The organism is Halopseudomonas xinjiangensis (genome assembly GCF_900104945.1).
In the GTDB taxonomy this organism is placed as follows: Bacteria; Pseudomonadota; Gammaproteobacteria; order Pseudomonadales; family Pseudomonadaceae; genus Halopseudomonas; species Halopseudomonas xinjiangensis.
Genome location: NZ_LT629736.1, coordinates 2,740,513 through 2,750,000 on the forward strand (window position 1 = coordinate 2,740,513; position 9,488 = coordinate 2,750,000).

The following is a 9,488-nucleotide window of genomic DNA, read 5'->3' on the forward strand; positions in this document are numbered from 1 at the left end:
GGCTCGTTGCGACGGACTTCGAATGGTTCAGCCGTCCCTCGTATATCCACACCAGGATCGGTCGTCGAAAGGATACCCAATGGTTCGCCTGATTGCTCTCACCTTTCTATGTGTCTGGTCAACGCTGGGCATAGCCCGGGAAGCTGACCACCCCCTTATCTCACGACCCACCGGCGCGACAGTACTGACCCATCAGCAGATCGCCTACGAGCGCTTCGAGCTCCCTGTCGGGTTGCCGGAGAACCAGCTGACGCTGGACTTTCCGGTCAAAACCGTCATCGGCGATCTGACCCGCCATGGCTATCAGGTTCGCGGCATGTCGAGTCTGGCACTGTACGAAACCTATCGCTCGCAGCTGAGCGAAGCCGGGTTCGAGATGCTGTTCAGCTGTGAACGCGACGATTGTGGCGATCTGAGACAGGTCCGGGCACTGGGCTCGAAGATCGCCATCGGCGAGAACCTTCTTGGCAGCTGGCGCCAGCCTTACTATTTGGCTGCCATGCACGAGTCCGAACAGGGAACTGTCCACGTAGGCCTCTTCGTTGGCGGTCAGGATGGCGAAGTCGTGGTTCACCAGGCCGTGGTGGACCCCGCCCCGGAACGCCTCAGCCTGATCAAGATAGACACCGCTTATCTACGCGAGGAGGCTGCCACACCGGTAGCCGAGCCGCAGATCACCGAGGCCGAGCGTGCTCGTGATCATCCACTGGTATCGCGTTATCCCGGCACGCGTATTCGCGACCGCCGCCATCGCGATTACGAAACCTTCCCGCTACCGATCAGCGGCGAGTCCCGTCTCAACATGGGGCTGAATTTCGAGCGCCTCGACCTGGTGGGCGAACTCACGCAACATTTCTACGAACTGAATGGCGTATCGTCGCTGCAGGTCTATGAAAACTATCGCGCTGCGCTGGATGCAGCCGAGTTCGAGATCCTCTTCGAGTGCAAACTCGACAACTGCGGCAACTCCGCTCAGGCCCGTGCACTGGGCGCGCAGGTCTCGCCGACCAATAACGTCTACAACTACTACCGCAAGCCCTATTACCTGGTCGGCAAACGCCGCACGTTGTCCGGGCCCGCCTATGTCGGGGTGTTCGTCGGCAGCTACAAGGACACCACCGCGATACAGCAGGTAGTGATCGAAACGCGTGAAGCAGAGGTCGATCTGGTCGCGGTGAATCCGGATCTCCTCCTGCAGGAACTGGAGGAAGCCGGCCGGGCCTCGATCTACGGCATCCAGTTCGATACCAATCAGGCGACCGTACGGGACGAATCCAAGCCGGCACTGGACTCGGTGGGCAAACTGCTTACCGAGCAGTCCGAGCTGCAGCTATACGTGGTCGGCCATACGGACGACACCGGCCCGGTGGAACACAATCTCAAGCTGTCCACGGCACGTGCGGAGGCTGTCGTGCAGCGTCTCGTGACCGATTACGGTATCGATGCCAAGCGGCTCCACGCCGCTGGCGTTGGTCCTTACGCGCCGACAGCCAACAACGCCACCGAAGACGGACGCGAGCAAAACCGGCGGGTGGAGTTGGTCAAGCGGCTGGTGCAGTAACAAGAAAGGCCTGCCGCGACGCGGCAGGCCTTATGCCGGCACTGTTCAGAAGCTGAGCGAGCGGTCTCCGTCAGCGTCCTTGATGCGCGTCGGTAGGCCCATCTCGTTCAGCAGATTGATGAACGGCTTGGGCGGCAGTTCCTCGACGTTCACCATCTTTTTCACATCCCACTCACCGCTGGCGATCAACAGCGCTGCCGCCACCGCCGGTACGCCCGCCGTGTAAGAGATGCCCTGACTACCGACCTCGGCATAGGCTTCGGCATGATCGGCGACGTTGTAGATGAACACTTCCTTGTCTTCGCCGTTCTTCTTGCCTTTGACGACATCACCAATGCACGTCTTGCCGGCGTAATCCGGGGCCAGCGACGACGGGTCGGGCAGCACCGCCTTGACCACTTTCAACGGAACCACTTCCAGCCCCTCGGCGGTCGTTACCGGCTGCTCCGACAGCAGTCCGAGATTCTTCAATACCGTGAACACGTTGATGTAATGCTCGCCGAAGCCCATCCAGAAGCGGATGTTCGGTACGTTGAGATTCTGCGACATCGAGTGCAGCTCGTCGTGCCCAGTCATGTAACTGGTCTGCATGCCGACAACGGGCAGATCATCGGTGCGCTTGACCTCGAACATCTGGTTTTGCTGCCACTGGCTGTCCTGCCACGACCAGACGCGACCCGTGAATTCGCGGAAATTGATTTCCGGATCGAAGTTGGTGGCGAAGTACCGACCATGGCTACCGGCATTGATATCGATAATGTCGATCGAGTCGACCGAATCGAAGTATTCGCTGACGGCCAGCGCCGCATAGGCGTTGACCACACCCGGATCGAAGCCGATGCCCAGAATAGCGGTAACGCCGTTCTCTTCGCAGGCCGCCTTGCGCTTCCATTCGTAGTTGGCATACCACGGAGGCGTTTCGCAGATCTTGTCCTGCTCTTCATGGATGGCCGTGTCCAGATAAGCGACACCGGTCTCGATGCATGCCTGTAAGACCGACATATTGATGAAAGACGATCCGACGTTGATGACGATCTGCGACTGTGTTTTGTCAATCAATGCCTTGGTTGCCTCGACGTCGAGGGCATCCAGAGCATGGGCTTGCAATTCACCGGCAACTTTCAGGCTGCCCTTCTCCCGTACGCTGTCGATAATCTGCTGACATTTCTCGACAGTACGCGAGGCAAGATGGATGTTGCCAAGCACGTCGTTGTGTTGAGCACACTTGTGCGCAACGACCTGAGCAACACCTCCGCCACCAATAATCAGTACGTTTTTCTTCATTTCTCTTCCTCGAAACGCCTCCTTGGAAAGGCTGGCTTGGTGCCTCAAGAGAGGCTATTGACGAAATCGTCGAAGTTGAATTGACGCACGAGCTCGACTTGCCCGTCGAGCTGGCGCACAGCGATCGATGGCATCTTCACGCCATTGAACCAGTTCTTCTTGACCATCGTATAACCGGCCGCGTCGATGAACGACAGGCGATCGCCGATTTTTAACTCCTGATCGAACTGGAACTCACCAAAGATATCCCCGGCCAGGCACGACTTGCCGCAGACCATATACGAGTGAGGCCCGTCGCACGGCTCCATCTTCGCAGGCTGCCGATAGATCAGCAGGTCAAGCATGTGCGCTTCGATCGAGCTGTCGACGATAGCCAGCTGCTTGCCGTTGTACAACGTATCCAGCACGCTCACTTCGAGCGAGCTACTCATGGTGATCGCCGCTTCGCCGGGCTCCAGGTAGACCTGCACGCCGAAGCGATCAGAGAATTTCTTCAGCCTGTCGCAAAACCGATCGATCGGATAGCCCTCACCGGTGAAATGAATGCCACCACCGAGGCTGACCCACTCGACACGTTCAAGCAGATGACCAAAGCGTTCCTCGATTTGCCCGAGCATGCTGTCGAACAATTCGAAATTGCTGTTCTCACAGTTGTTGTGGATCATGAATCCCGAAATCTGATCCATTACCTGCTCGACCTTCTGCGCGTCCCATTCACCAAGCCGGCTGAATGGGCGCGACGGGTCGGCAATGATGAATTCGGAACTGCTGACCTGAGGATTCAGGCGCAGCCCACGGACGTGCGTGGCCGAGGCATCGGCGAAGCGTTGCAGCTGACTGATTGAGTTGAAGATGATCTTGTCCGAATGGGCAAGCACTTCCTCGATTTCGTCGTCGGCGTAGGCCACGCTATAAGCATGGGTTTCACCACCGAACTTGAGCTTGCCGAGCTTGACCTCGTTGAGCGAAGACGAGGTGGTACCGTCCATGTACTGGTTCATGAGGTCGAATACCGACCATGTGGCGAAGCACTTCAGAGCCAGCAATGCCTTGGCGCCCGAGTGCTCCCGCACATACGCGATCCGTTCCAGATTGCGCAGCAGTTTGCTCTTGTCGATCAGGTAGTACGGCGTCTTGATCACCTTAGTCATACCCCTCTGGCCAACCCGAGATACCGGAACCAGCCCGGCGTTTCGAAAGCGCGCGATTATAGTGGAAAGGCTCCGCGGCTTCGAGAAAAAACGCTGTGTGCGGCTGCTTTCAGCCCGGAGATAGCGGACGAGCTACGGAGAGCCTATGGCGAAGCTACGGTCAGACTGGATGAGAAACGAGAGAGGCCGAGCAGAGCACGACGGCGCGTTGACGCGCCGTCGTGCATGACATCAGAAGTTGTAGCGTAGGCCGAGTGACAGAAGATCTGCGTCTTCCTCACCGCCAGTGGTGTGATCACTACCTAAATCTTGGTAACGCTCGAACTCAACGCCTAGCTCAAATTGGGGGGTCAGAGCGTAGGTGGCGCCCAGCGCAAACGACGTGATGTTTTCCTTTTCCTCGTCGCGGAACACCGTCGATCCGCCAGTAGAAACCTTTGCTTCGGTTTCAAGCTTGTTATATCCCACCTTTCCATACAGCTTGAACGCATCGAGCGGCAGAGTCCCTACGAGGTTGAGTCCCAAACCCGACGTGCTAAACGTCGCTTTGGCGTTACCCGCCCCCGCTGCTGTTGCGTTTACGTTGAAGTCGCCCAGGTCGACATACTGAAACTCAACGCCTACGTAGGGGTTCAGCTGGACACCCGCTCCAACTTTGAACGCGGTATCTTTTTCGTCTGAGGAAGTGGCGAGACCAAGATCCTGCAGCTCACTCTCGAAATTACCAAGATCGACTTCTGCCTGACCCACGTTACCGAACAGGTAACCGTTTACTTCAGCTGCGTTGGCAGTGGAGACCGCAGCGCCTGCGATAAGCGCTGCAATAAGATGCTTTTTGAACATTGCCTGCTCCTTGATGCTTATTATTCGCTGCCGCCCTGGCAGCTTTCATGACGCCACACATCGCGCATGGCGTGGTCGGATAATAAGTTCAAAACTCGGGCTTGTCTCGGTCAATAGCAAGACGCAGTTCTCATCATGCATGGCGAACCATCGTACTGAGGCGCTCGGTGAAAAACGTTCGCTCCTCTTCCAGATCGAACAATCCCGGCGCGAAAAGCCAGCTTTGGGTTATTCCCATCAGATAGGTATAGGTCAGCAACCCCAGCCGCTTGGCCGCCAGCGTCATACTGATGAGCCCCTGCTGTTGTGCCGTAGCGAAAAGACTTGCCAGGGTATCGATCATGTTTTCGGTCAGTTGCCGCTCTCGAACCAATATCAGGCCGACCGCTTCGGTCAGCTCGGTCTTGTTCAAAAGGATTTCGAATGACTGCCTGAACCAGGCATCATCGGTCAGCAGCGTTAGCCAATCGGCGGCAAAACGCTCTACAGCCTCCAGCGGCTGATTGGAGCGATTGGCTGCCTCAAGGATGAGCCGCTCCAGTGGCTCTTGCGAATAGGCCAGCACTGCCTGGTAAAGATCGTCCTTGTTCTTGAAATGCCAGTAGATAGGACCGCGACTGAACCCAGCTTCGGTTCCGATCATGGCAAGCGTAGTGTTGGAATATCCGTTACGGCTGAACAGCGTCAGAGCCGCCTCGATGATCTTTAGACGGGTTTTCTCCGCGTCTTCCTTGGTTCGGCGCATGTAGAGTCCGGAAGCAGGCGAACTGTCGAGGGACAGTTCGCCTGGAAGTGGATTGACCGGTCACAGTTTATCGTCAGCGGCCATTTGCATGTAAGTCGGATCGAAGCGTAGCTTCAGGTTGGAGCTGCTACCCAGAGCCTTGCCGTTGGGGAAGCTGATCCCGACGAAGTCCGGCGAATCGGCGCTTTCGCCGAGCAAGCCCTTGTCGAAAGAAAACTGGCGAACGCTGTCCATTGCGTCAATCGCCTGCTGGCTGGAAATGAACTCCACTGCGTCGGCAGGCTTCCAGAACATCTTCATGCCGGCAAGCTGCTCCTCGTACCCCTTCTGGTCCGTGCCTGAGGCTTCGCCAAGATAGGCCCTGATCTTCTGGCCTTCCTCGCTATCGGTCGACATGATCGACATCAGTTCAAACCAGGCGCCTGCCAGAGCCTTGCCCAACTCGGGGTTGGCAGCCAGCGTCTCGGTGTTGACGATAGTGAGATCCTTGATGTGACCGGGAATCCGGCTGGAATCAAAACCAGATTGGCGTCGGGCATCTTAACCACGTCGGCGAGCAGAGGGTTCCAGGTCACGACGTTTTCGACACCGGGAGTATTGAATGCCGCAACGATATCAGCATCGCCGGTATTCACAACCGTCACGTCACGCTCGCTCATTCCGACCTCGTCGAGCGCTCGAGCCAGAAGGTAATGCGAAACCGACAGCTCCACCAGGTTCACCTGCTCGCCCTCGAGGTCCTTCAGCTTCACCTGGTCGCTGCCTTTCATGACCAGACCATCATTACCATTGGAATAGTCGCCCATGATCAGCACTGTTGTGTCGACACCACCCGCCGCAGGAATGGATAGAGCGTCCATGCTGGTCGCGACGACGCCGTCAAACTCGCCAGCGGTGTACTGGTTGATTGACTCGACGTAGTCATTGATCTGCACGATGTCGACTTCGATGCCGTACTTGTCCGCCCATTTTGTCATCAGGCCAGAGTCTTCGATATATTTCCACGGAATCCAGCCGGCGTAGATGCTCCAGGCAAGTTTGAAACTGTCACGATCCTGTGCCGAAGCCATCGGGACCATGAATGTCGACACTGCGATGCCCAGCATTGTGCCGGCAGTAAGGCGTTTCAGGCGGGTGGCAAACGGAATAGGTTTTCTCATGTTAGCTCCTGATCTACGTCGGGTGTTGCCGTGAACCAGCAAAAGACGCGCCAGGTTTGCTGGCGCAGACCAAATCAGAAGAACTTCAGGTAGCGGTTCAACTCCCAGTCCGAGGCATGAGTGTGGTAGCTGTCGTCGCGCTTGTATTGCACGAAACTCTCGAACATCGCTTCGCCGAATACCTGTTTCGAAAGGGGATCGGCTGCGAAGGCGTCGATGGCCTCGCCAAGGTTCTGCGGCAGCATCTCGATGCCCATTTCCTGCAGCTGCGCATCGGTGTAGTTGTACATGTTTTCCCGGTGCGGCAGCCCCGGATCCATGCCTTCGCGGATACCTTCCAGGCCTGCTGCGAGAATCAACGCTGCGCCCAGGTAGGGGTTGCATGCGATGTCGGCAGCGCGGCATTCGACGCGTCCGCCCTGGAGGGATGCGCAACATATTGGTGCGGTTGTTGTTGCCGTAGCAGACGAAGACCGGAGCCCAGGTCGACCCGGACATACTTCCCTTGCGCACCAGCCGCTTGTAGCTGTTCACCGTAGGCGCAATCACCGCGCTGATTGCCTTGGCGTGCTTCATGATTCCGGCAATGAAGTGGTATGCCATTTCGGTCACACCGCAGCCATGCGGGTCATGACCATTGACGACGTCGAACAGGTTCTTCCCGGTTTCTCGGTCAGCCAATGACATGTTGTAGTGCGCACCACTACCGGTTCGGGTCGCTGAGGGTTTGGGCATGAAACTGGCGAACGCGCCGTGCTTGCGGGCGATTTCGTTGGCCATCAGTCGAAAGAACACCAAACGGTCGGCCATGCCCAGCGCATCCGTGTAGGTGAAGTCGGTCTCGAATTGCCCGTTGGCGTCTTCATAGCCGAAGGAGTACACATCCCATCCCGTGCTGTTCATTGCCTCAACCAACTCGCCGACGATATGCATGTTGTCGCCCAGCGAGCGCGGGTCGTAGCAGGGTTTGGCCAGCGTATCGCGACCGCTGATAGGCTCAAACCCGCCGTCAGCGCTGTCTTTGAACAAGAAGAATTCGGTCTCGATACCGAGGTTGAACATCAACCCCATGTCCGCAGCAGCAGCCGCGACCTGACGCTTGAGAATGTTGCGCGAGCACGCCTCGAAGGGTGCGCCGTCCAAGTGCAGGTCGCTGGGCGGTCGTCGGTGCCGGCCTTGCCATCACAGCCCAACTGCGCAGCTTGATTCCCGCCAACATGCGCATCATCGGGCAATCAGAAGGGCTGCCTGACATGCCCTCGGCAAGCATCGTGCTGTTGCGCAGTGACGCCAATCGCAGCCCAGTCACGGAGTGCCTGGCCGAATACATTGCTGACGGATTTAAATCATGATTGCACTTTTCGGACCGATGCGACGCCTGAGAATACGTAAGTCATCGGTTTCGGTCCGGACAGGTAGATCTCCTCCTGCTCATCGATCTCGAAACCGGCCGCGGTGATCAGTCCGGGTATGTCCCGATCCAAATGACAACCACCAGCGAAGTGTTTCCAGGCGGGCGTCAGTCCTTTTTGCCAACGGCTCACTGTTTGGTCTGGAGAAAGCCCGTGTTCGGCAAAGATTAACGTGCCGCCTGCTTTCATCACTCTGCGCATCTCGTTCAAGGCCGGTAGCGGCTCGGCAATGGAGCACAGCGTGAACGTCATGACGATGGTATCGAAGCTGGCCGTGTCGGCAGCGATTCCATGAACATCGACCGCAACCATCTGTAGCGGAATGTCGATAAGCGCTGCGCGCCGCTTTCCTCGTACATGCATTTGGGCTGCCGGGTCTACGCCTACGATAGAACTGACTTTGGCGGGATCGTAATAGCGAAGATTTAGCCCGGTTCCGATGCCTACCTCCAGCACACGACCGGAAGCGCGAGGCACCAGCGCTGCACGAACCCCCATGACCGAGCCCATTCCGCAGGCGAAATCGATCAATCTTGGCAGCACATAGTGGTCGTAGAGGTTCATAGCGGCTCCGGTAATCGACTACCGTACGGTAACAGATCCCGGAACCTGGAGTGGAGCAACGGCAATGGAAGTGCGACGGAATAGCACAGGTGTGCATCGAGTTTAGCTCGGCCACCACATCGAGGTTAAATGGCGAAGCACCCGGGGCTTTTTCCGCGCACATAAGAACGCCCTGATCCTTGTGGGATCAGGGCGTTCGGTATAGGCGCTTGACGATGACCTACTCTCACATGGGGAAACCCCACACTACCATCGGCGATGCATCGTTTCACTTCTGAGTTCGGGATGGGATCAGGTGGTTCCAATGCTCTATGGTCGTCAAGCAATTTGTTGCTGACCGGTTTTGAGTCCGAGCAGCTAAAAGCTTGGGTTGGTGATAGAAGGAAGACGGATCTTGTAATCTCGTACAGTTCCAGCTTGTCGTTCATCTGTCTTGATCGTTAACACCAGATTGCTTGGGTGTTATATGGTCAAGCCACACGGGCAATTAGTACTGGTTAGCTCAACGCCTTGCAACGCTTACACACCCAGCCTATCAACGTCGTAGTCTTCGACGGCCCTTTAGGGGAGTCAAGCTCCCGGTGAGATCTCATCTTGAGGCAAGTTTCCCGCTTAGATGCTTTCAGCGGTTATCTTTTCCGAACGTAGCTACCCGGCAATGCCACTGGCGTGACAACCGGAACACCAGGGGTTCGTCCACTCCGGTCCTCTCGTACTAGGAGCAGCCCCTCTCAAATCTCAAACGTCCACGGCAGATAGGGACCGAAC

The 9,488-nt window shown here is 57.0% G+C and carries 6 protein-coding genes, 2 rRNA genes and 3 pseudogenes (1 of these 11 running past the window's edge); 2 read left to right on the forward strand and 9 right to left on the reverse strand.

Going from position 1 to position 9,488, the window contains the following annotated elements:
- Positions 1 to 79: 79 nt before the first annotated feature.
- Positions 80 to 1,561: an OmpA family protein gene (locus BLT85_RS12720; protein ID WP_157718181.1), complete on the forward strand. Its 1,482-nt coding sequence runs from the start codon at positions 80 to 82 to the stop codon at positions 1,559 to 1,561.
- A gap of 45 nt (positions 1,562 to 1,606) precedes the next feature.
- Here BLT85_RS12720 and BLT85_RS12725 read toward each other — a convergent pair whose 3' ends face one another.
- The 6 genes and pseudogenes from BLT85_RS12725 to BLT85_RS16975 form a co-directional block, all read right to left on the reverse strand.
- Positions 1,607 to 2,845: a saccharopine dehydrogenase family protein gene (locus BLT85_RS12725; RefSeq protein ID WP_093395407.1), complete on the reverse strand. Its 1,239-nt coding sequence runs from the start codon at positions 2,843 to 2,845 to the stop codon at positions 1,607 to 1,609.
- 44 nt (positions 2,846 to 2,889) lie between these two features.
- Positions 2,890 to 3,987, reverse strand: coding sequence for a carboxynorspermidine decarboxylase (locus BLT85_RS12730; RefSeq protein WP_093397751.1), 1,098 nt, complete (start codon positions 3,985 to 3,987; stop codon positions 2,890 to 2,892).
- Positions 3,988 to 4,227: 240 nt separating this feature from the next.
- Positions 4,228 to 4,839, reverse strand: a complete 612-nt coding sequence (locus BLT85_RS12735) for a porin (RefSeq protein WP_093395410.1) — start codon at positions 4,837 to 4,839, stop codon at positions 4,228 to 4,230.
- A gap of 133 nt (positions 4,840 to 4,972) precedes the next feature.
- Complete coding sequence (locus tag BLT85_RS12740) at positions 4,973 to 5,584, reverse strand: TetR family transcriptional regulator (protein WP_093395412.1); 612 nt, start codon at positions 5,582 to 5,584, stop codon at positions 4,973 to 4,975.
- A gap of 60 nt (positions 5,585 to 5,644) precedes the next feature.
- A pseudogene (locus BLT85_RS12745) lies at positions 5,645 to 6,690 on the reverse strand (putative urea ABC transporter substrate-binding protein).
- A gap of 128 nt (positions 6,691 to 6,818) precedes the next feature.
- Positions 6,819 to 7,899 (reverse strand): annotated as a pseudogene (locus BLT85_RS16975) (type III glutamate--ammonia ligase); the annotation flags it as partial.
- A gap of 2 nt (positions 7,900 to 7,901) precedes the next feature.
- Between BLT85_RS16975 and BLT85_RS16910 the strand changes: the two are divergent.
- A pseudogene (locus BLT85_RS16910) lies at positions 7,902 to 8,096 on the forward strand (LysR family transcriptional regulator); the annotation flags it as partial.
- Here the strand turns inward: BLT85_RS16910 and BLT85_RS12760 are convergent.
- The 3 genes from BLT85_RS12760 to BLT85_RS12770 form a co-directional block, all read right to left on the reverse strand.
- Positions 8,091 to 8,720, reverse strand: coding sequence for a class I SAM-dependent methyltransferase (locus BLT85_RS12760; RefSeq protein WP_093395415.1), 630 nt, complete (start codon positions 8,718 to 8,720; stop codon positions 8,091 to 8,093). The pseudogene BLT85_RS16910 and the gene BLT85_RS12760 overlap by 6 nt on opposite strands.
- A gap of 207 nt (positions 8,721 to 8,927) precedes the next feature.
- A 5S ribosomal RNA gene (gene rrf, locus BLT85_RS12765) occupies positions 8,928 to 9,043 on the reverse strand.
- Between the two features lie 143 nt (positions 9,044 to 9,186).
- Positions 9,187 to 9,488: ribosomal RNA gene (locus BLT85_RS12770) — 23S ribosomal RNA — on the reverse strand; it runs 2,588 nt beyond the window's last position.

Bases quoted from the DNA above. Each gene is read 5' to 3' on its own strand.
- BLT85_RS12760 (WP_093395415.1), bottom strand. From the start codon at position 8,720: ATGAACCTCTACGACCACTATGTGCTGCCAAGATTGATCGATTTCGCC.
- BLT85_RS12725 (WP_093395407.1), bottom strand. From the start codon at position 2,845: ATGAAGAAAAACGTACTGATTATTGGTGGCGGAGGTGTTGCTCAGGTC.
- BLT85_RS12740 (WP_093395412.1), bottom strand. From the start codon at position 5,584: ATGCGCCGAACCAAGGAAGACGCGGAGAAAACCCGTCTAAAGATCATC.
- BLT85_RS12735 (WP_093395410.1), bottom strand. From the start codon at position 4,839: ATGTTCAAAAAGCATCTTATTGCAGCGCTTATCGCAGGCGCTGCGGTC.
- BLT85_RS12720 (WP_157718181.1), top strand. From the start codon at position 80: ATGGTTCGCCTGATTGCTCTCACCTTTCTATGTGTCTGGTCAACGCTG.